At 73.2% G+C, this 20,315-nt stretch carries 19 protein-coding genes, 4 tRNA genes and 2 pseudogenes; 9 read left to right on the top strand and 16 right to left on the bottom strand.

What is annotated here, in order from left to right:
• Window positions 1–91 precede the first annotated feature (91 nt).
• From hisF to pnuC, 8 genes and pseudogenes are all read right to left on the bottom strand, one after another.
• On the bottom strand, window positions 92–862 hold the full coding sequence (gene hisF, locus SPI96_RS02600; RefSeq protein WP_321080812.1) for an imidazole glycerol phosphate synthase subunit HisF: 771 nt from the start codon (window positions 860–862) through the stop codon (window positions 92–94).
• Window positions 863–902: 40 nt separating this feature from the next.
• On the bottom strand, window positions 903–1,751 hold the full coding sequence (gene hisG, locus SPI96_RS02605) for an ATP phosphoribosyltransferase (RefSeq protein WP_321080813.1): 849 nt from the start codon (window positions 1,749–1,751) through the stop codon (window positions 903–905).
• Between the two features lie 75 nt (window positions 1,752–1,826).
• A complete protein-coding gene (locus SPI96_RS02610) occupies window positions 1,827–2,090 on the bottom strand; it encodes a phosphoribosyl-ATP diphosphatase (RefSeq protein ID WP_321080814.1) in 264 nt (87 codons plus the stop codon).
• A gap of 181 nt (window positions 2,091–2,271) precedes the next feature.
• Window positions 2,272–2,760: pseudogene (gene ribH, locus SPI96_RS02615) on the bottom strand (6,7-dimethyl-8-ribityllumazine synthase); the annotation flags it as partial.
• Complete coding sequence (gene ribB, locus SPI96_RS02620) at window positions 2,757–4,091, bottom strand: 3,4-dihydroxy-2-butanone-4-phosphate synthase (protein WP_321080815.1); 1,335 nt, start codon at window positions 4,089–4,091, stop codon at window positions 2,757–2,759. The gene ribB and the pseudogene ribH, both read right to left, overlap by 4 nt.
• Complete coding sequence (locus tag SPI96_RS02625) at window positions 4,088–4,768, bottom strand: riboflavin synthase (RefSeq protein WP_321080816.1); 681 nt, start codon at window positions 4,766–4,768, stop codon at window positions 4,088–4,090. Before SPI96_RS02625 ends, ribB begins: the two co-directional genes overlap by 4 nt.
• A gap of 20 nt (window positions 4,769–4,788) precedes the next feature.
• The gene (gene ribD / locus SPI96_RS02630; protein WP_321080817.1) at window positions 4,789–5,916 is read right to left on the bottom strand and encodes a bifunctional diaminohydroxyphosphoribosylaminopyrimidine deaminase/5-amino-6-(5-phosphoribosylamino)uracil reductase RibD; all 1,128 of its coding nucleotides are present in this window, start codon (window positions 5,914–5,916) and stop codon (window positions 4,789–4,791) included.
• Entirely contained in the window at window positions 5,913–6,617 is a 705-nt protein-coding gene (gene pnuC / locus SPI96_RS02635) for a nicotinamide riboside transporter PnuC (RefSeq protein ID WP_321080818.1), read from the bottom strand. The genes ribD and pnuC overlap by 4 nt, the downstream gene beginning before the upstream one ends.
• A gap of 328 nt (window positions 6,618–6,945) precedes the next feature.
• On the opposite strand from pnuC, the gene brnQ reads away from it, so the two are divergent.
• A complete protein-coding gene (gene brnQ / locus SPI96_RS02640; RefSeq protein ID WP_321080819.1) occupies window positions 6,946–8,370 on the top strand; it encodes a branched-chain amino acid transport system II carrier protein in 1,425 nt (474 codons plus the stop codon).
• On the opposite strand, the gene rpe is transcribed toward brnQ, so the two are convergent.
• The 5 genes and pseudogenes from rpe to SPI96_RS02665 form a co-directional block, all read right to left on the bottom strand.
• Complete coding sequence (rpe, locus tag SPI96_RS02645) at window positions 8,327–9,007, bottom strand: ribulose-phosphate 3-epimerase (protein WP_321080820.1); 681 nt, start codon at window positions 9,005–9,007, stop codon at window positions 8,327–8,329. The two genes, brnQ and rpe, sit on opposite strands and share 44 nt — an antisense overlap.
• A 13-nt stretch (window positions 9,008–9,020) precedes the next feature.
• On the bottom strand, window positions 9,021–10,688 hold the full coding sequence (locus tag SPI96_RS02650; RefSeq protein WP_321080821.1) for an RsmB/NOP family class I SAM-dependent RNA methyltransferase: 1,668 nt from the start codon (window positions 10,686–10,688) through the stop codon (window positions 9,021–9,023).
• Entirely contained in the window at window positions 10,685–11,731 is a 1,047-nt protein-coding gene (locus tag SPI96_RS02655) for a methionyl-tRNA formyltransferase (protein ID WP_321080836.1), read from the bottom strand. Before SPI96_RS02655 ends, SPI96_RS02650 begins: the two co-directional genes overlap by 4 nt.
• Window positions 11,732–11,754: 23 nt before the next feature.
• Window positions 11,755–12,342 (bottom strand): peptide deformylase, encoded by a 588-nt coding sequence (gene def, locus SPI96_RS02660; protein ID WP_321080822.1) that lies wholly within the window; start codon window positions 12,340–12,342, stop codon window positions 11,755–11,757.
• Window positions 12,343–12,464: 122 nt separating this feature from the next.
• Window positions 12,465–13,424: pseudogene (locus tag SPI96_RS02665) on the bottom strand (cytochrome); the annotation flags it as partial.
• Window positions 13,425–13,670: 246 nt separating this feature from the next.
• On the opposite strand from SPI96_RS02665, the gene SPI96_RS02670 reads away from it, so the two are divergent.
• The 4 genes from SPI96_RS02670 (at window position 13,671) to SPI96_RS02685 (ending at window position 14,072) form a co-directional block, all read left to right on the top strand.
• Window positions 13,671–13,744 (top strand) — tRNA-Gly (locus tag SPI96_RS02670).
• A gap of 18 nt (window positions 13,745–13,762) precedes the next feature.
• Window positions 13,763–13,833: transfer RNA gene (locus tag SPI96_RS02675), tRNA-Cys, on the top strand.
• 62 nt (window positions 13,834–13,895) lie between these two features.
• Window positions 13,896–13,967: transfer RNA gene (locus SPI96_RS02680), tRNA-Val, on the top strand.
• A gap of 28 nt (window positions 13,968–13,995) precedes the next feature.
• Window positions 13,996–14,072 (top strand) — tRNA-Gly (locus SPI96_RS02685).
• Window positions 14,073–14,257: 185 nt separating this feature from the next.
• Here SPI96_RS02685 and SPI96_RS02690 read toward each other — a convergent pair.
• The gene (locus SPI96_RS02690) at window positions 14,258–14,692 is read right to left on the bottom strand and encodes a helix-turn-helix domain-containing protein (RefSeq protein WP_321080823.1); all 435 of its coding nucleotides are present in this window, start codon (window positions 14,690–14,692) and stop codon (window positions 14,258–14,260) included.
• On the opposite strand from SPI96_RS02690, the gene SPI96_RS02695 reads away from it, so the two are divergent.
• Window positions 14,683–15,687 (top strand): zinc-binding alcohol dehydrogenase family protein, encoded by a 1,005-nt coding sequence (locus SPI96_RS02695; RefSeq protein WP_321080824.1) that lies wholly within the window; start codon window positions 14,683–14,685, stop codon window positions 15,685–15,687. The two genes, SPI96_RS02690 and SPI96_RS02695, sit on opposite strands and share 10 nt — an antisense overlap.
• Before the next feature lie 263 nt (window positions 15,688–15,950).
• On the opposite strand, the gene zapE is transcribed toward SPI96_RS02695, so the two are convergent.
• Complete coding sequence (zapE, locus tag SPI96_RS02705) at window positions 15,951–17,018, bottom strand: cell division protein ZapE (protein WP_321080825.1); 1,068 nt, start codon at window positions 17,016–17,018, stop codon at window positions 15,951–15,953.
• Window positions 17,019–17,228: 210 nt separating this feature from the next.
• Here zapE and SPI96_RS02710 point away from each other — a divergent pair, with 210 nt between their 5' ends.
• The 3 genes from SPI96_RS02710 (at window position 17,229) to ybaK (ending at window position 19,249) form a co-directional block, all read left to right on the top strand.
• A complete protein-coding gene (locus tag SPI96_RS02710; protein ID WP_321080826.1) occupies window positions 17,229–18,122 on the top strand; it encodes a sulfurtransferase in 894 nt (297 codons plus the stop codon).
• Between the two features lie 152 nt (window positions 18,123–18,274).
• A complete protein-coding gene (locus SPI96_RS02715) occupies window positions 18,275–18,730 on the top strand; it encodes a SufE family protein (protein ID WP_321080827.1) in 456 nt (151 codons plus the stop codon).
• Window positions 18,731–18,733: 3 nt separating this feature from the next.
• Window positions 18,734–19,249: a Cys-tRNA(Pro) deacylase gene (gene ybaK / locus SPI96_RS02720; protein ID WP_321080828.1), complete on the top strand. Its 516-nt coding sequence runs from the start codon at window positions 18,734–18,736 to the stop codon at window positions 19,247–19,249.
• Between the two features lie 106 nt (window positions 19,250–19,355).
• Here ybaK and SPI96_RS02725 read toward each other — a convergent pair whose 3' ends face one another.
• Window positions 19,356–20,198, bottom strand: coding sequence for a hypothetical protein (locus SPI96_RS02725; RefSeq protein ID WP_321080829.1), 843 nt, complete (start codon window positions 20,196–20,198; stop codon window positions 19,356–19,358).
• Window positions 20,199–20,315 lie beyond the last annotated feature (117 nt).

Genomic DNA, 20,315 nt, shown 5'->3' on the forward strand with positions numbered 1-20,315 from the left:
GAATTCCGGCCACTTTCGCCCCCGGAGCCCTGGGAGGGGGTGGAAGGGAGCCCTGGGGGGGGGGAGCTCTGTGGGGCGGGGTGGGGGCGCGTCAGCGGACGGGGTGGCCGGCCTGGCGCAGTGCCTGCTTCACCCGGGCGAGCATGTCGTCCGGGCCGAAGTGGAACAGCGAGGCCGCCAGCACAGCGTCCGCGCCGGCCTCCACCGCCGCCGGGAAGTGCTCGGGGGCGCCGGCACCGCCGGAGGCGATCAGCGGCACCGTGGTGGCCGCCCGCACGTCCCGGATCATCTCCAGGTCGAAGCCGGCCTGGGTGCCGTCGGCGTCGATCGAGTTCAGCAGGATCTCCCCCACCCCGAGCTCCGAGGCCTGCCGGCACCACTGCACCGCGTCCAGGCCCGTGCCGCGGCGGCCGCCGTGCGTGGTCACCTCATACCCGGAGGGCAGGGACGGATCCTGGGAGCGACGCGCGTCCAGGGAGAGCACGAGCACCTGGGAGCCGAAGCGGTGGGCGACCTCCCCGATCAGCTCGGGCCGGGCCACCGCTGCAGAATTCACGGAGGCCTTGTCCGCACCGGTGCGCAGCAGGCGGTCCACATCCTCCACGGAGCGCACGCCCCCGCCCACAGTCAGCGGGATGAAGACCTCCTCAGCGGTGCGGGCGACGACGTCGAACACCGTGTCCCGGTCCCCCGAGGTGGCGGTGACGTCCAGGAAGGTCAGCTCGTCCGCCCCGGAGGCCCCGTACCGGGCGGCCAGCTCCACCGGGTCCCCGGCGTCCCGCAGGTCCTCGAAGTTGACGCCCTTGACGACGCGTCCAGCGTCGACGTCGAGGCAGGGGATGACGCGGACGGCGACGGTCATGGCGGGTCCTTCCGAACAGGCGGGGGCGGGGCGGGGACGGTCAGAGGCGGATCGCGTGGATCGCGGAGATCAGGATGCCGCGCGCACCGAGGGCGTACAGCTCGTCCATGGCGCGGTTGGCGTCCGCCTTGCGGACCATCGAGCGCACCGCCACCATCGACTCGTCCCGCAGCGGGGACACCGTGGGCGATTCAAGGCCGGGGGTCACGGCGGTGGCCCTCTCGAGCAGGTCCCGGCGGATGTCGTAGTCGATCATCACCCAGCGGCGGGCCACGAGCACGCCCTGCAGGCGGCGCAGCAGCACGTCCAGGCCGGCCGGGCGCTCGCCGGCGCGGCCGATCATGATGGCCTCGGAGTCCAGGATCGGCTCCCCGAAGACCTCCATGCCGGCGGCGCGCAGGGTGTTGCCGGTCTCCACGACGTCGGCGATCGCATCGGCCACGCCGAGCTTCACGGAGGACTCGACGGCGCCGTCCAGGTGCACCACGGTGGCGTCGATACCCGCGGAGGCCAGGTAGTCGGTGAGCAGGCCGTCGTAGCTGGTGGCGATGCGCTTGCCGGACAGCTGCTCGGCCTGCGTGAACTCACCCACGGGGGCGGCCAGGCGGAACACGGAACGGCCGAAGCCCAGGGACATGATCTCCTCGGCGGTGTCGCAGACCTGCGCATCACGGAACAGGTCCCGGCCGGTCAGGCCGACGTCCAGGGTGCCCTGGCCCACGTACACGGCGATGTCCCGGGGGCGCAGGTAGAAGAACTCCACCTCGTTCTCCGGATCCATGAGCACGAGCTCACGGGAGTCCCGGCGCTGCCGGTACCCGGCCTCCAGGAGGATCTCTCGGGCGGACTCGGACAGGGCGCCCTTGTTGGGCACGGCGATGCGCAGCACGGCGGCGTTCTCCTGGGACGGTGCGGATGGCGGGGAGGGGTCGGGCGGGGCCCGGGGGCCTGCGGGGGCGGGCGGTCAGAGGTGCTTGTAGACGTCCTCGAGGGAGATCCCCTTGGCGAGCATGAGGGTCTGCAGGTGGTAGAGCAACTGCGAGATCTCCTCGGCGCACTCGTCATCGGACTCGTACTCGGCGGCCATCCAGACCTCGGCGGCCTCCTCCACGATCTTCTTGCCGATCGCATGCACGCCGGCGTCCACCCGGGCCACGGTCCCCGATCCGGCGGGTCGTTCCTGCAGGGTGCGCGTCAGCTCGGCGTGGAGCTCGTCGAAGGTCTTCACGGTCGCCACTGTACCGGCCCGCCGCGCCGGGGCCCGGACCATGACCCAGCGCGGCGCGGCACCGAGCTCAGCCCTCGGTGCCGGCGACGGGCCGGGGGCCGGCCACGTCGTCAGGGGCCACGTCGTCCGGGGCCCCGACCTCCGGGTCCACATCCTCCTCCGCCGTGTCCGAGGCGTGTGCCGCCTCCGCCGCGCGCAGGGCCAGCTCGGTGAGCACGGCGGCCTCGAGCGCTTCCCGGCCCTTGTCCTCCCGGGAGCTCTCGAGCCCGGCCCGGTCCCGGGCCTGCTCCACGGTGTCCACGGTGAGCACACCGAAGCCCACCGGGGTGCCGGTGCGCACGGACACCTCCGTGGTGCCCTGGGTGACGGCCTGGCACACATAGTCGAAGTGGGGGGTGTCCCCGCGCACCACCACGCCGAGCACCACCACGATGTCCGTGATCCAGGCCAGGCGGGAGGCCGCCACGGACAGCTCCACGGTGCCGGGGACCCGCACCAGGGTCGGCTCGATCCCCAGGTCCGCCGCGGCGGCACGGGCCCCGGCGATCAGCCCGTCCATGATCTCGCTGTGCCACTGTGCTGCCACGATCGCCACACGCAGTCCGGCGGCGGCCTCGGGGTCGAGCCCGAGGGCCTCGAGGGTGGGGGTGGGTGCTCCTGCAGCGCTCATCGGGGGTCCTCCTGGACGGTGTCGGCGGGGGTGGGGGTCTCGGCCCGGTGCTCGGGCCCGGTCTGCACGCTGAGGTCCCGGTCCGTCAGCGCGTGGGCCATGCGGTCGCGCTTGGTGCGCAGGTACGCGGCGTTGTGGGCGGTCACGGGGGTGGGCGCAGGCAGGCGCTCGACGACGTCGATCCCGGCCTCGCGCAGCCCGGTCACCTTGGCGGGATTGTTGGTGACCAGCCGGATGCGGGTGAGGCCGGCGTCGGCGAGGACGCGGGCGGCCCCGGCGTAGGTGCGGGCCTCGGCGGGCAGGCCGAGGGCGAGGTTGGCGTCCACGGTGTCCAGGCCGGCGTCGTCCTGCAGGCGGTAGGCGCGGATCTTGGAGGTCAGGCCGATGCCGCGGCCCTCCTGGCCGCGCAGGTAGAGCACGGCCCCGCCGTGGCGGGCGGCGTCGTCGAGGGCGGCGTGCAGCTGGGGGCCGCAGTCGCAGCGCAGGGAGCCGAAGACGTCCCCGGTGAGACATTCGGAGTGCACGCGCACGGTCACGGGGGCATCCGGGTCGGTGCCGGCCGGCGGGTCGGCCCACAGCAGCACGTGCTCGGCCCCGGTCTCCGGGTCCGGGTGCACGCTCAGGCGCAGGTCCCCGTGGGCGGTGGGCAGGGCGGCCTCGGCGGGGACGGGCGCCGGGCGGGCGGCGCCGTCGTCGAGGTGGGCGACGAGGTCCTCGATGGAGATGAGCGCCAGGCCGTGCTCGTCGGCGAAGTCCCGCAGGGCGGGCAGGCGCATCATGGTGCCGTCGTCGTGGACGAGCTCGGCGATGGCCGCCACCGGGGGCAGCCCGGCCAGCTCGCACAGTTCCACGCCGGCCTCGGTGTGGCCGCGGCGGGCGCGCACGCCCCCGGGCACGGCACGCAGGGGGAACACGTGGCCGGGGCGGGTGAGGTCCGCCGGGGCCGAGCCCTCCCCCGCGAGCACGTGCAGGGTGCGGGTGCGGTCAGCAGCGCTGATGCCGGTGCTGACCCCGGCGGCGGCGTCCACGGACACCGTGTAGGCGGTTCCCTTGGGGTCCTCGTTCACGGCGGTCATCGGCGGCAGGCCGAGCCGGTCGGCGAGCACCGTGGGCATTGGCGCGCAGATCACCCCGGAGGTGTGGCGCACGGTGAAGGCGGTGACGGCGTCGGTGGCCAGGGCCGCCGCGTAGATGAGGTCGCCCTCGTTCTCCCGGTCGGCGTCGTCCACAACGACGACGGGCCGGCCGGCGGCCAGGGCGGCCACGGCCTCGGGGACGGGGTCCAGGCGGATCTGTGCGGCGTCGGGGCCGGGGCGGGACTCGGTGCTCATGGGCGGTCCTCCAGGGCGGGGGTCGGCGTGGCAGGAGAAGAGGAGGGCGCTGCGGCGGGAAGGGCGGCCAGGCGCTCGGCGTAGCGGGCCATGACGTCCGTCTCCAGGTTCACGGCGTCCCCGGGAGCGAGCGCGCCGAGGGTGGTGGCGGTCAGGGTGGCCGGGATGAGCCCGACCTCGAACCAGTGCTCGGTGGCGCCCGGGGCGGAGACGGCGGTGACGGTCAGCGAGACGCCCTGCAGTGCGATGGCCCCCTGGGCGGCGGTGTACCGGGCCAGGCGGGCGGGCAGGCCGACGCGCACGGTGGTCCACTCGCCGTGGTCGGTGACGGCGAGCACGGTGCCGACGCCGTCCACATGGCCCTGCACGAGGTGCCCGTCGAGGTGGTCGGTGGGCCGCAGGCAGCGTTCAAGGTTGACGCGTTCGCCCGGGCGGCGGGCCCCGAGGCTGGTCATGCGCAGGGTCTGGCCCATCAGGTCGGCGCGGAACAGGCCGTCGGCGGCGGTGCCGGCGTCGTCGAGGGCGGTCAGGCACACCCCGTCCACGGCGAGCGAGCCGCCGGCGGGCAGGCCTTCGAGGGCGCCGCCGGCGTCCAGGGTGAGGGTGGCGGTGTCGGCCTCGGGGTGCTCCTCGAGGGACACGACCGTGCCCAGGTGGGTGATGATCCCGGTGAACATGGCTCTCCTCATGCGGGGTCTCAGGCGGGGTGGGCAGGGGTCAGGTGGGTGAGCACGTCCGTGCCGAGCATCCGCACCGGGCCGTCCTCGGCGGGGTCCGGGCTCCAGCGCAGGGCGTCGGTGAGGGTGCCCACGGGCAGCCCGGCGAGGGCCGGCAGGCCGGGGCCGAGCATCAGCGGGGCGGTGTAGGCGAACACCTCGTCCACGAGCCCGGCCGCGCACCAGGCGCCGAGCACGTGGGGCCCGCCCTCGATCAGCAGGTGCCCGGGCCGGTCCGCCCCGTGGGGCCAGGGGCCGGGGCGTCCGGCCAGGGCGGCCAGGACCTCGTGAGGGTTGTGGGAGCGCACGTGGATCAGGTCTGGGCGGCGGGCGAGGGCGGCGGAGGCGGGCAGGTCCCGGCGTCCGACGACGACGGGCACCGGCTGCACGGGCAGGTCCGCGCCAGCCTCGTCCCGGGCGGTCAGACGAGGGTCGTCAGCGGCCACGGTGCCGGTGCCCACCACGATCGCGTCCACCCGGGCGCGGACCCGGTGGGCGTGGGCGCGGGCGGCCGGGCCGGTGATCCACCGGCTGGTGCCGTCGGCGGCGGCGGCCTGACCGTCGAGGGACTGGGCCAGGTGCGCGGTGACCCAGGGGCGGCCGGTCTCGCGCACGTGGCGCCACCGCGCGGTGAGGCGCTCCGAGGCCGCATGCCCGGTGGGGCCGGCGACGGCCACCCCGGCACGGGCCAGGCGGGCTGCTCCCCCGCCGTCGGTGCCGGTGGGGTCGGCCACGGCGTAGCGCAGCGCCCCGAAGCCCGCGGCGAGCACGGCCTGCGAGCACGGGCCGGTGGAGCCGGTGTGGTCGCAGGGTTCGAGGGTCACGTGCATGGTGCAGGCGGCCGGGTCCAGGGCCGCGAGCGCGGGGTCGGCGCCGCGGGCTGCGTGCCAGGCGGCGATGGCGTCCACTTCGGCGTGGGCGGTGCCGCGGCCGCGGTGGTGGCCGAGGGCGATCACCTGCCCGTCGGGTGCGGTGATGGCTGCCCCGACGAGGGGGTTGGCGCCGCGGGGCCCGGCCAGGGCGGCCTCGGCGGCGAGGTCGAGGGGGTCGGTGGCGGGGCCGGCGTCGGGCCCGGGGCCTGGTGTGGGGGCCGGCGCGGGGGTGGTCACCGGGCGACGCCTTCGGTGGGGCCGTCGGGCAGGAGGGTCTCGACGGCGGGCTTCTCGCGGTCCTTGGCGCGCAGCCACACGACGAACCCGGTGAGGGTGAAGACCCCGTAGATGGCGTACATCACGGCGGTGGCGTAGTAGCCGGAGGACCAGAGCAGGGGGACGCCGACGACGTCCACGGCCACCCAGACGAGCCAGAACTCGACCCAGCCGCGGGCCATGCCCCAGGTGGCCAGGAGGGAGCCGACGAAGGTCCAGGCGTCGGCCCAGACGGGCTCCCAGGAGCCCAGGGCGCGGAACAGCGGGGTGAGGGCGAGGGTGCCCAGGATCATGCCGAGCACGAGGGTGAGGCGGCCGCCGGTGCCGGCCCAGGCGGGGGTGATGGCCTCGGCACCGGCGGCGCGGCCCCGGCTTGCCTGGCGCCAGCGGATCCAGCCGTACACGGAGACGGCGATGAACATCACCTGGCGGCCGGCCTGGCCGAGGAGGGTGGCGTGGTCGGCGCCGCCCACGAGGGAGGCGAGGAACACGGTGAGCAGCAGGAGGTTGCCGATGATGCCCACCGGCCAGGCCCAGACCTTGCGGGCCATGCCGCCGAGGGCGGAGGCCAGGCCGAAGAGGTTGCCGACGAGCTCGCGCACGAGCAGTCCCCCGCCGGCGACGGGGATGGTCCAGGTGAATGCGTCGACGAGCCACTGCATCGGAGCTGTGCGCCTCTCTCGGTCAGGCTCCGAGGGGTGCGCTCCGTGGCCCCGGGCGCGCAGGGGTGCGCGGGGGCTTCGGCCGCGTGCCTCTCCCATCCCGACTGTACGGTCGGCACCGGAATTCCACCGGTCAGGCCGCGGGCCGCTGCCCCCGGGTGGGGGCACGACGCGCGGTTAGCGGGCTGTCACCGCCGGTGCGGACTTCCACCGCATCTCGGAGCACGTTGCTTGTCTGCGAGTATGGCATGTCGGTTGCCGCCGCGCCGTTCCACGGCGACGCGCGGGGCCATGAGTTACCCCTACCCACCGTTCTGGGAGATGTGCGATGAGCTCTCGCCTGCGTCCCGGCCAGACCCTGCTGCTGGCCTCCCTCGTGTTCGGCCTGTTCTTCGGTGCCGGCAATCTGATCTTCCCCGCTGGTCTGGGCCGGGAGGCGGGGGCGGCCACGCCTGTGGCCACAGCCGGGTTCCTGCTGGCGGCTGTGGGCCTTCCGGTGCTGGGGGTGGTGGCCTCCGCGGTGACGGGGGCCCGGTCGGTGCGGGGCATGACGAGCCCGATCTCTGCGGGCTTCGCCACGGTGTTCACGTGCCTGCTGTATCTGACGATCGGCCCGCTGTTCGCGATTCCGCGTACGGCCACGGTGTCCTACGAGATCGGTGTGGCCCCGTTGACCGGGGGCGGGCAGGAGCTGCTGCCGGTGTTCACGCTGGCCTTCTTCGTGCTGGCGGCGGTGGCCGCGTTCCGCCCCGGCCGGTTGATGGACTGGGTGGGCCGGTTCCTGACGCCGGTGTTCCTGGTGCTGTTGGGTGTGCTGGTGGCGGCGGCGTTCCTGGTGCCCATGAGTTCCGGCCCGGCCCCGGCGCCGACAGGCCCGTATGCGGGCGGTTCCCTGCTGCCGGGCCTGCTGGACGGGTACAACACGATGGACGCGCTGGCCTCGCTCGCGTTCGCGGTGGTCCTGGTGGACGCCGCCCGCCGGCTGGGTGTGGAGGGGCCGCGGCGCACGGCAGTGGAGCTGGGCAAGGCCGGTGTGCTCGGGGGCCTGGGCATGGCGGCGGTCTATGCGGCGCTGGCCTATGTGGGTGCCACGAGCCATGGGGCGCTGCCGGCGGCTGACGACGGCGGCGCGGTGCTGGCCGGGACGGCCAGCCACTACTTCGGTGCGGTGGGCGGCTACCTGATTGCGGCGATCGTGCTGGTGGCGTGCCTGAAGACCTGCATCGGGTTGACGGTGGCGTGCGCGCAGATGTTCGCGCAGATGTTCCCGGGCTCCTACCGGGTGTGGGCGGCGGTGTTCCTGGTGGTCTCGCTGGCGCTGGCCAACCTGGGCCTGGATGCGATCATCGCGTGGTCGGTGCCCGTGCTGATGCTGCTGTACCCGATCGCGATGGTCGTGATCCTGCTCGGTCTGGCGTGGCCGTGGGTGCGCCATCACCTGGTGGTGGCCCGTTGCATGGTGGCGGCCACGGCGCTGGCTGCGTTCTTCGACCTGCTCGGTGCTCTGCCGGACGTGCTCGCCTACACCGCCGCGGTGACGGCGCTGACGGACCTGGCCGGGCAGGTGCTGCCGGGCTACGCGGTGGGCTTCGGGTGGACGGTGCCGGCACTGTTGGGTCTGACCGTGGGGCTGGCGTGGGACGCCGCACGGCGGCAGGGGCCGGGCGAAGGAGGCCCCACCCCACCCCTGCGGGACGAGTCGGACGGTCTCAGCAGGCGCTCTCGCCCCGTGCCAGCGCGCGCAGCCCGGTGATCGCCGCGTCCGGGTCCTCGGCGCCGAACACCGCGGAGCCGGCCACGAACACGTCCGCCCCGGCCTCGGCGGCGCGCAGGATCGTCTCCCGGTTCACCCCGCCGTCGACCTGCAGGGCGATCGGGGTGGCGGCGGCGTCGATCGCCTGCCGGGCGCGGCGGATCTTCGGGAGCATCACGTCCAGGAATGCCTGTCCGCCGAAGCCGGGCTCCACGGTCATCAGCAGGAGCATGTCCAGCTCGGGCAGCAGGTCCAGGTAGGGCTCCACACCGGTGGCTGGGCGCAGCGCCATGCCCGCCTTCGCCCCGGCCGAACGCAGGGCGCGGGCCAGGACGATCGGGGCGCGGGCTGCCTCAGCATGGAACGTGACCGACTCCGCCCCGGCCTCCGCGTAGGCCGGTGCCCAGCGGTCGGCGTCCTCGATCATCAGGTGGATGTCCAGGGGCAGGTCCGTGGCGGCCCGGATGGCCTCCACCACGGGCAGCCCGAGGGTCAGGTTCGGCACGAAGTGCCCGTCCATGACGTCCACGTGCACGGCGTCCGCGCCGGGGATGCGGCCCAGTTCCTCGGCCAGGCGGGCGAAGTCGGCCGAGAGGATCGAGGGGTGCAGGTGAGGGGTGGGGCAGGCGCCGGTCATGGTTCCTTCCAGGTCAGGCGGTCGGGGCGCGGAACAGGGCCAGGAACATCGCATCGGTGCCGTGGCGGTGCGGCCACAGCTGCGCGGTGCGCGCCGTCGTCGGGTCCGTACCCTCCGCCGGGGCCAGGTGCAGGTCCTCCAGGGCCACGGACTGCAGCACGGCGGGGGCGTCGAGCTGTTCCAGCTCCGGGTGGCGCCGGCCGAGGTCCTGCACCTGCACGAGAGTCTCGGCCACATGGGGCGAACAGGTCACATAGGCGAGCACCCCGCCCGGGGCCAGCACGGCGACGGCGGCCTCCAGCAGCTCGGACTGCAGACCGGTCAGCTCGGCCAGGTCTGCGGGGGTGCGGCGCCACCGGGACTCAGGGCGGCGGCGCAGTGCGCCCAGGCCCGTGCAGGGAGCGTCCACGAGGATACGGTCGAACCGGTCCGTCCCAGCCGCCTCCGCGATGGTGCGCCCGTCCCCAGTGCGCACCTGCCAGGCCTGCGCGGGCACGGGGGCCAGGGCCTGGCGCACGAGCTCGGCCCGGTGCGGGGCCACCTCGTTCGCCAGCAGGCGGGCACCGGCCTCATGGGCCAGGGCCGCGAGCAGGGCCGCCTTGCCGCCGGGGCCGGCGCACAGGTCGAGCCACCGCTCCCCCGCCGCCCCCGGCCCGGCCTCGGACACAGTGTCTTCCCCGGCCGCTTCCACAGCCTCCCCGCGCGGGGCCGCGGCCAGGGCGCGGGCGGTCAGCTGGGAGCCGGCGTCCTGCACCCGGAGCACACCCTCGCGCACACCGGGCAGACGTGCCGTGTCCCCGCCGCGGTGCAGGGCCGAGCCGGGGGCCAGCCGGCCGGGCTCAGCACCATCCTCCAGTGCCGACTGCAGGGCTTCCTCCCCACCGGGCACCGGCAGGGCCACGAGGTTCACCACCGGGGCGGCGTTGTCCGCCGCCAGCAGGGCCTCCAGCTCCGCGGCCACATCCGCAGACGCCGTGGCCGGGTGAGCCGCGAGCGCCTGGCGCAGGGCCCGCACGATCCACGCCGGGTGGGAGGTGCGCACGGCCTGGGCGGCCTCGCCGCCGTCCTGGGGGGCCGCCTCGGTGAGCCAGTCCTCGAGGGGGCGCTCGCTCACGCGACGCAGCACGGCGTTGACGAACCCGGAGGGGCCGGCGCCGATGCGGTCGCGCACGAGGGCCACAGTGGCGTCCAGGGCGGCGTGGGCGGGCACGCGCATGGCCAGCAGCTGGTGGGCGCCGAGCCGGAGGGCGTCCAGCACGGGAGCGTCGATCCGGTCCAGGGGGCGGTCCACGCAACGGGTGAGGATCGCGTCGTACAGGCCGAGACCGCGCAGGGTGCCGTAGGCCAGCTCGGTGGCGAAGGCGGCGTCGCGGCGGTCCAGGCGGGCGGCCCGGATGCGCTGGGGCAGCACGAGGTTGGCGTAGGCGTCCTCGGCGTGCACGGCACGGACCACGGCGAAGGCGGTGGCGCGGGCGGGGTCAGCGGCGCGGCTGCGCTGGGAGGGAGCTTGAGCGGAGCGGTGGCGTCCGGTGCCGGAGCGGCCGCGGTTGCGCTGGCGACCGGCGGCGTCGCGGCGATCCTGGCGCTCCTGACGGTCATGGCGGTCGGATCCCCGGCGGGGGCCGTCCTGGCCGCGGCCGCCTGCGCGGCGTGCGCCGCCTCGTCCGTGCTCGGGGCTCATCGGGTCTCTCCCGTCGTCGGGTGTGCAGGGTCGGTGGGGGTGGGCTGCTCGGCGTCGAGGGCCGGGCCGGCCAGCAGGGCCACGGGGCCGGGCAGGCCGCGGGCCCAGTCGGCGGCGGCCATCTCCTTCTTCCCAGCCGGCTGCACGCGGTCGAGCAGGAGGGCGCCGCCGTCGGTGCGCAGCCAGGCGCGGCGTCCCACCAGGCGGATCGCGCCGGGGGCCTCCGGGCCGAGCTCGGCGGGCCAGTCCGGGTCCATGACGGCGACGGGGCGGACCCCGCCGACCTTCAGGCGCACCGGGTCGGCGCCGGCGTCGTCCTCGGGCACGAGCCGGCCCCAGGCACCGGGTTCGGGGGTGACGCCGTTGATGCGGGCGGCCGCCTCACGGACGGGACGGGCCGGGTCGATCAGGCCGTCGGCGGCCGTGAGCTTGGGCGCGTGGGTGGGGGTGCCGGACTGCGGGCGGGCGTGCGCGGTGCCCGCGGCGAGGGCTTCGAGCACCTCGAGCACCAGGGGGCCGCCGTCCTCGGCCAGGGCGGCCAGCAGGTCCCCGGCGGTGTCCTCCGGGGCGACGGGCCGGGTGAGGCGGGCGAACACGGGCCCGGTGTCCAGGCCCTCCTCAAGCTGGAACACGTCCGCGCCGGTCTCGGCGACGCCGTCCATCACGGCCCGCTGAACGGGGGCGGCACCGCGGTAGGCGGGCAGGTGGGAGAAGTGCAGGTTCAGCCAGCCGTGGAGCGGGATCCGCAGCGCCTCGGCAGGCACCAGGGCCCCGTAGGCGACGACGACGGCCACGTCCGGGGCCAGGCGCCGCACCGCATCCAGGGGTTCGGCCCCCTCGGGGCCGCGCAGACGGGCCGCCCGCACCACGGGCACGCCAGCGGCTTCGGCGGCGCGGGCCACCGGGGAAGGGGTGAGCACGCGCTTGCGCCCCACAGGGGCGTCCGGGCGGGTGAGCACGCCGACGACCTCATGCCGCGAGCCCAACAGGGCCTGCAACACGGGCACGGCGGTGTCCGGGGTGCCGGCGAACAGGACCCGCAGGGGCGCGCCGGCGGTGGGGGTGGTCATCGGGGTCCTCCCGGTCGGTCGGATGCGCCGGGGCGTCGGCGGGTGAAGGCGGAGTCCACGAGCCCGTCCCGGCGGGCGGCGATGCGGCGGGCCTCCGGTTCGGGGGTCTGGGCGCGCAGGCGGCGGCGGGCCTCACGGCGTTCCTCGCCGTCGAGACGGTCCACGTAGAGGACGCCGTCCAGGTGGTCGGTCTCGTGCTGCAGGCAGCGGGCCAGCAGGCCGGTGCCGCGGTACTCCACGGGCCGGCCCTCGACGTCTGTGCCCCGCACCACGGCCTCGGAGGCGCGGGCGGGGTGGTAGCGCAGCCCCGGCACGGACAGGCAGCCCTCCCCCGGTTCGCGCAGCGGCGCACCGGAGGTCTCCAGGACGGGGTTGAGCACGTGCCCGGCGGCTCCGGCGACGTCGAACACGAACACGCGCAGCCCCACCCCCACCTGAGGGGCGGCCAGACCCACCCCGCCGACGGCGTGCATGGTCTCGGTCATGTCCGCGACGAGCCCGCGCACGTCCTGCCCGTCGGGCACGGCGGCGGCGGGGGTCCTGAGCACGGGGTCGGGCACGGTGCGCACGGGGAGGACGGTCACGGCTCCAGCCTATCGACGGGGGCGGACACGCTCGGGGCCGAGGCCGGGGCCTGTTCCGGCGCGGGCGCCGGCTCGGAGGACGACGGCGGCACCGAGACCGGGGTCGCCGGGGTCGCCGGGGTCGCCGGGGTCGCCGGGGTCGCCGGGGTCGCCGGGGTCGCCGGGGTCGCCGGGGCTGCCGGGGATGCCGGAGCGAAGCCTGCGGCCTGGGCCGCCTGCAGCCCCCCGCGCACCGGGCGCGAGGGCGGAGGCGGGCCGAGCGGGCGCAGGGCGGGGCCGGCGTCGTCCACCGCCTGGGCGTGCTTCCACACCTGGCGCAGGGCCCAGAACTTGTGCCAATGGCGCGGCAGCACCGCCGGGTTCGCCTGGTGCACCACCACCTCGGTCTCCCCCAACGCGACTCCCAGCAGCATCTGGGCGCCGCCGTGCGCCCACGGCTCCCAGGTGCCGGCCTCAGCGTCCACCAGCGACTCCTCCGCCTTGAGCCCGGCGGTGAGCTGCATGACCACCTTCGGGTCCAGCGCCTTCACACGCCCGTCCCGGCCGGTGCCCTTGGTCTTGTAGTCGATCAGGCAGAGCCGTCCGCCGATGCGGGCCACCAGATCCAGGGTGCCGGCATAGCCGACCGTGTGGTTCCACACGGTGATCTCTGCGGCCACCGGCTGCACCTCGTAGAGGTCCCACCACTCGTCGAAGCGGTCCGCGTAGGCGCCCTCACCGTGCTCGATCAGCCGTGCCCGGGCCTCGGCCATGGTGTGCGGGCGGCCCAGAGCGCGCAGGGCGGCCTGCTCGGCGTAATCGTGCACCCGGTCCCCGCGCTCGGCGGCGGCATCCCGGTAGCGGGCGGCGGCGTCGGAGGCCTGGCGGGCCAGCTGGCGCAGCTGTGCGGCCGAGCCCACGGCCTGCGGCAGGCGCGGGTCCTTCGCGACGGCGTCCGCAGCCATCCAGCCCACCCAGCCGTCCAGGTCCATCCGCTCCATGCCGATCACGGTGGTGATGGAGGGAACCTCCGGCAGCCCCGAGAGGGAGCGTGCATACATGCGTCCCTGGGGCGTCTGATGGGCGAGGCGTGGCTGGGTCATGGTGTCCCATTCTGCCGAACCCGAGGCCGAGGGCGGACCGCACCCCCGCCTCCGGCAGGGCCCGTGGACGCGGCGACGACAGGGCCCGGACGGGTCGACGACGGGCCGGTGAAGGGCAGATGACGCCAGTGTGACGCTCCGGGACGATCCCCCGTTTTGCGTCCTGGCCGAACGTGGTCTAGAGTCTTCACTCGTTGGAAATCGCCGGAACGGACGCCTTCGGGAGCCGGATCGACGGACCAATACGCGGATGTAGCTCAGTTGGCTAGAGCGCCACCTTGCCAAGGTGGAGGTCGCGAGTTCGAATCTCGTCATCCGCTCGCAAGTCCCCCATCCCTGGTCGGGTGGCCGAGAGGCGAGGCAGCGGCCTGCAAAGCCGTATACGCGGGTTCGAATCCCGTCCCGACCTCGCAGGCCCTTCCCAACACGGAATGGCGGCAAGCTTTGCCGAAGCCCCCGGGCCGAGGACGAGCGCGATTGGCGCAGCGGTAGCGCGCTTCCCTGACACGGAAGAGGTCACTGGTTCGAACCCAGTATCGCGCACGGATGTGATCCGTGAGGAACACATCATGCGGATGTAGCTCAGTTGGCTAGAGCGCCACCTTGCCAAGGTGGAGGTCGCGAGTTCGAATCTCGTCATCCGCTCCACACAGAAGGCCCCCTCCTCGGAGGGGGCCTGTCGCATGTCCGGGGCCCGGAGGCTTCCCCGCCGGGACGACGACGGCGCCGTTCCCGGGGCGGATTCAGGACTCCTCGCAACACCTGATGGTCTAGAAGATGCAATAACCGGAGCCGTTGATTGATTCCAGGAGGGACCTCGAGGACCTCCGCCGCTATGGCGACGTGGAGGGTTGCAACGAGTTCGTTTCGGCCCAGGTGCGCAGGGCGCGCAACGGCTCGGCAGCGCTTCGCCCCAATGGTGTCAGATCGTATTCGACCCTGGCAGGGACCTCAGCATAGACAGTGCGTCTGACAAGGTCCTTGTCTTCCAGCCGGCGAAGAGTCTGTGTCAAGGTCTTCGGGCTGATGCCCTCAAGACGGCTGCGCAGCTGACCGAAGCGTTGCGGACCTTCTTCCATCGCGCCGATAGCCAGTGCAGTCCATCGCTGGGCCAGCACGTCGAGCAAGTCTCGGCACGGGCACATAGCTGCGTAGGCATCGTTGCGTTCACATGGTGATTTCCCCATGGAAACCATGGTACCGATCGGGAACCAATGCCCGTTGCGGGAAACCACGGCTGGTGTAGGAACCTGCTTCCATGACGACATCACGAGCCATTGGATACCGGCACAACCATCCCGTCACCGTTTCAGACGCACTCGTCACGGAAGACGTCGACCTCCCCGTCATCGGTCCGCATGATCTTCTTGTGCAGGTTCAGGCAGTCTCGGTGAACCCGGTAGACGTGAAGTTGCGCGTCAGCGCCCCGACGGATGGGCTGCGCATCCTCGGCTTTGACGCCGCCGGGACCGTGGTGGCGACAGGCGAGGAGGTCGAGTTGTTCTCCGTGGGTGACGAGGTCTACTACGCCGGAGCTCTGGACCGCCCGGGGACCAACCAGACGTTGCACGCCGTCGATGAGCGGCTGGTCGGTCACAAGCCGCGTACGCTCACGATGGCCGAAGCCGCAGCTCTCCCCCTGACCGTCATCACGGCGTGGGAGGCGCTTTTCGATCACCTGCGATTGGACGCGTCCTCGCGCGGACGGCTGCTCATCGTGGGCGCCACCGGTGGCGTTGGTCTGGCCATGACGCAGCTTGCCCACACTCTCTTGCCAGACGTGGAGATCATCGCCACTGCCTCGACCACCGAGCGTGCTGGGCTCGTGAGATCCCTGGGGGCCTCTCAGGTGGTCGACCACCACGGCGAGCTGGCACAGCAGATCACTTCTGTGGCGCCGGGAGGTGTCGACTGGCTCTTTACTGCGTACTCGCAGGACCAGATGGATGTCTACGCGCAGATCGTCACCCCCTTCGGTCACATCGTGGCCATCGACGACGGTGCACGTGACGTCACACCCCTCAAGAGCAAGGCCATCGCCTGGCACTGGGAGTTCATGTTTGCGCGTTCTCTTCATCAGACTGCGGACATGGCAGTCCAACACGACCTGCTTGAAACGGTCACTGAACTTGTCGACGCAGGCCGTCTCCGACCGATCATCGAGCACGACCTGAGCCCGATCAGCGCCCACACCCTGCGTCAAGCACATAAGCTCGTCGAGTCAGGACACCTCGCTGGCAAGGTCGTTCTTCACGACTGGTGATCCACCACCACTGACTCTCGGCTGCCCAAGCGGCCCAAAGGCCTTCCCGGGCATCCCGGGAAGGCCTTTTCCTGTCACATCCCAATGCCACCCTGACGCCCCGCTATCGCCTGATCGTAGGCCGTCTCGTTGTTGACGTGGGCTGTACGATCACCAAGGTCGCAGCTCGCTTCCACGTGTCTTGGCCAGCCGTGGAGCGCTGGGCTGACTGCTACCGCGGGGGCGGGGGCGGCGCCGTCGTCGTGGGGCGGCTCAGCGCGGGGTCACTTCTCCACCGTCTCGCCCGTCTGCCCCTCGCGCACGAGCGCGGTCATGCGGGAGACGGTGCGGACGTACTTCTTCATGTAGCCGCCGTGCATCATCTCCTGAGTGAACAGCTCGTCGAACGGCACACCGGAGGCCACCACGGGCACGTCCTTGTCATAGAGGCGGTCGGCGAACACCACGAAGCGCAGGGCCGTTGCCTGCTCGGTGATCGTGCGGACCCCGTGCAGCGCCAGGACGTCCACATCCTTGACGAGCTCGCGGTACCGGGAAGGGTGCACGCGCGAGAGCATCGCGGTGAGGTCCTCGAAGTCGTCCTCGGCCACCACGCCGGCGTCCGGGAAGTGCGCGGTGACGGTGGGCAGCACAGCGTCGTCGGCCACAGGGGCGGGGGCAGGCTCCAGGCCTCGGTGACGGTAGTCCTCACCGTCGATCCGGACCACCTCGAACTGGTCCGCCAGCACCTGGATCTCCCGGGCGAAGTCCTGGGCCGCGAACCGGCCCTCACCGAGGGAGCCGGGCAGCGTGTTCGAGGTGGCCACGAGGCGGACACCGGCATCGGCCAGTTCGCGCATCAGCCGGGACATCAGCACGGTGTCCCCCGGGTCGTCGAGCTCGAACTCGTCGATGCACACCAGGGTGTAGTCCTTGAGTACGTCCACCGCGGTGCGGAAGGACAGCGCGCCCACGAGGTTCGTGTACTCCACGAACGTGCCGAACGCCTTGGGCCCCGGGGCGGCATGCCAGGCGGAGGCCAGCAGGTGGGTCTTGCCGACCCCGAAGCCGCCGTCCAGGTAGAGGCCCGCCGGCTGGGATGCACCCCGACGGCGTCCGCCGCCGAACAGGCCGCCGAGGAACCCTCCCCCGGAGCGTGCCGCGGGCCGACCGAGGGAGGCGACGAACTCCCGCAGCCGGTGCACGGCCTCCGCCTGGGAGGGGTGGGCCGGGTCCGGGATGTAGGTGTCGAAGGAGACCTCACCGAACCGGTACGAGGGTTGGAAGCCGGCGAGCAGCTGGTCCGGGGAGACCTGCGGGGAGCGTTCGGAGAGGCGGACGATCTGGGACACGGCGGCTCCATCCATGATTCGGCGAGGACCGGGGGCGGTCCTGCGGACGCTCGCGTCATGCTAGCGCCCGCAGCCCCGGCGTCCACGGACCGGCCGCCCACACGCACCCCCGGCGGGTCCGGTGGACGGGGCCCGCGCGGATGACCCCGCATGTCCGGGCGGAGCCGACCACCCCATTACGGCCCATCCGCGTGGCGTAATCTGGCCGACATGACCGACACCCCCGCGAAGTTCTCCGAGTACGCCCACCCCGAACGCCTCGTGTCCACCCAGTGGGTGGCCGAGCACATCGACGACGACGACGTGGTGGTCCTCGAGTCCAACGAGGACACCCTGCTCTACTCCACCGGCCACATCCCCGGTGCGGTGAAGATCGACTGGCACACCGAGCTCAACGACGAGGTCACCCGTGACTTCATCGGCCCCGAGGCCTTCGCCGAGATGGCCGCCTCCAAGGGCATCTCCCGGGACACCACGGTGGTGCTCTACGGCGACAAGTCCAACTGGTGGGCCGCTTACGCCCTGTGGGTGTTCACCCTCTACGGCCACGAGGACGTCCGCCTCATGGACGGCGGCCGGGACAAGTGGGCCGCCGAGGGCCGCGAGCTCACCCGCGAGGTGCCCGAGGTGACCCGCGCCGAGTACCCGGTGGTCCAGCGCGACGACACCACCGAGCGCGCCTCCCGCGAGGACGTGCTCGCAGCGATCGGCACCACCCCGCTCGTGGACGTCCGCTCCCCCAAGGAGTACACCGGCGAGACCACCCACATGGACGGCTACCCGCAGGAGGGCACCCTGCGCGGCGGGCACATCCCCACCGCGGCCTCCGTGCCCTGGGCCCGGGCCGCCAACGAGGACGGCACCTTCAAGACCCGCGCCGAGCTGGAGCAGATCTACCGCGAAGACGCCGGCCTCGGCTCCACCGACGCCGTGATCGCCTACTGCCGCATCGGTGAGCGCTCCTCGCACACCTGGTTCGTGCTGCGCCACCTGCTCGGCTACGAGAACGTCCGCAACTACGACGGCTCCTGGACCGAGTGGGGCAACGCCGTGCGCGTGCCCGTGGTGCTCGGCGACCAGCCGGGCGAGGCACCGCGCCGCTGAACCGGCGCCGGCACTGAACCGGCGTCGAGACTGAGCTGGGCCGGCGTCATCGGCTGTGACCCACTGCGCGGGCGGGCCTGGGAGAATCCTGGGCCCGCCCGTCGTCGTCTCACCGCCGCCGGCTGCCGGCACGCGACATAGACTGGGACACCATGACCGACACCTCCGTCCCCGCGCCGCTGGCCGAGATCATCGACGACTTCACCGGGGTCCCAGACCCGCAGCGCCTGGAGCTGCTGCTGGAGTTCGCGGACGAGCTGCCGGAGCTGCCCGAGCGCTACGCCGGCCACGAGGACCAGATGGAGCAGGTCGTGGAGTGCCAGTCCCCCCTGTTCCTGGCTGTCGAGCTGGAGGGCGAGCCCGGCCCCGACGCGCCCGTCCGCCTGTTCATCACCGCTCCCCCGGAGGCGCCCACCACACGCGGCTTCGCCTCGGTGCTCACCCAGGGGCTCGACGGCGTCACCGCCCGCGCCCTGCTCGACGTCCCCGAGGACGTCCCCTCGCGCCTGGGTCTGCAGAAGGCCCTCACCCCGCTGCGCCTGCGCGGGATGTCCGCGATGCTCGGGCGGATCAAGCGCAACGTGCGCGAGCAGACCGGGATCGCCTGAGCCATGGCGAAGAAGAAGCGCAAGGACGACGCCCGCCACAGTGCGGCCACCCCGGCCGTGGTGGCCCTCGAGAAGGCCGGTGTGCCCCACACGGTGCACGCAGTGCAGATGGACGTGAGCGCGGACGAGGAGATCGGCCTGCAGGTGGCCCGCAGCCTCGGCGCCCCCGCCGAACGAGTGTTCAAGACCCTCATGGTCACCGCCCCGGATGGCGCCCTGGCCGCCTGCGTGGTGCCGGTGACCGGCCACCTAGACCTGCGGGCCGCCGCCTCCGCCCTCGGCGTGAAGAAGGTCGCGATGGCAGACCTGGCCGTCGCCGAGCGTCGCACCGGCTACGTGCGCGGCGGGATCTCCCCGCTGGGCCAGCGCAACCGCCACCCCGTGGTGGTGGACGCCTCCGCACTGGAAGCCGAGACCGTGTACGTCTCGGCAGGACAGCGCGGACTGGACCTCGAGCTCGCCCCCGCCGACCTCGTGGCGGCGACTGGCGCCGTCGTCGCGGAGATCGCCACGGACTGAAAGGCCGGGGCACCCGAGGCCGGGTGGCCGGGGTACTCGGCTCGGACACGGAGGGGGCGCCACCCTCGCGGGTGACGCCCCCTCCGGCCTCACAGGACTGCCAGGATCAGAGGCCCCGGCACTGCCCCGTCTTGTCGACGGCGTAGTTCACCGCGACCCTCTTGGGGGCGATCCAGTTGCCGGCGCAGGAGAGCACGCCGCTCATGCGGTTGCCGGAGATCTGGAGGGTGGCCCGGGTGCCGTCCACGCGGATGCCGGAGTGGGGCACCCTATTCTCGATCAGGATGGCGCGGTACGCCCGGTTCACGTCGACGGCGGTCGGGCCGTAGCCGGTGATGGTGCTCCGGCGCATCTCCAGGCGGGCCCGGTCGCGGGCGTCGGTGTACTTGACGGAGCGGGCCGTGGTGCGGGCCAGGGTGGTGGTGCCGCCCATGGCCTCGAGGCCCACGTTGCCGACGCGCATGTGGGAGGTGGTGATCGTCCCGCCCTTGCGTGCCTGCAGGTGCCAGCGGATGTCCGTGTTGTTGATGCGGATCATGCGGTGCCCGGCGTAGCTGTGGATGCTGGTCAGCGAGCTGTCGGAGGCGTCCAGGGTGGTGCCGCGGCCCATCGTCACGATGCCGGTGCGGGCACCGTTCTTCACGATCACCTGGGAGTTCGCCGCGCGCATGTCCACGCCGTGGACGGTGCCGCCCTCCAGGATCAGGGTCGCGCCGGCACCGACCAGCACGTCGTTCCCGCCGTAGGTGCTCGTCGCCCGCGGGTTCACCTTGACCAGTCGGCAGGTGGTGCCCTTGGGGACGACCAGCTGCTCCGAGATCTCCCGCTGGGAGATGGTCTGGTTGGCGCAGAACGTGGTCGCGTGCGCGGGCGCCGCGAACGCCACGCCCGAGACGACGACGGCGGCTCCGGCGACGAACGTCGACGCAGCCTTGAGCAGAGACTTCATGGAGGATTCCCCTTCTCTGTGCAGCCCTGGATGACGGGCACGAATGCATGACCAATGAAGCATAAGGTGACGCTTCCACCGACGCGCGTCCATGACGGGCCGGGGTTCGCAGGCGTC

It is taken from the genome of Micrococcus sp. (assembly GCF_034179925.1).
GTDB lineage: Bacteria > Actinomycetota > Actinomycetes > Actinomycetales > Micrococcaceae > Micrococcus.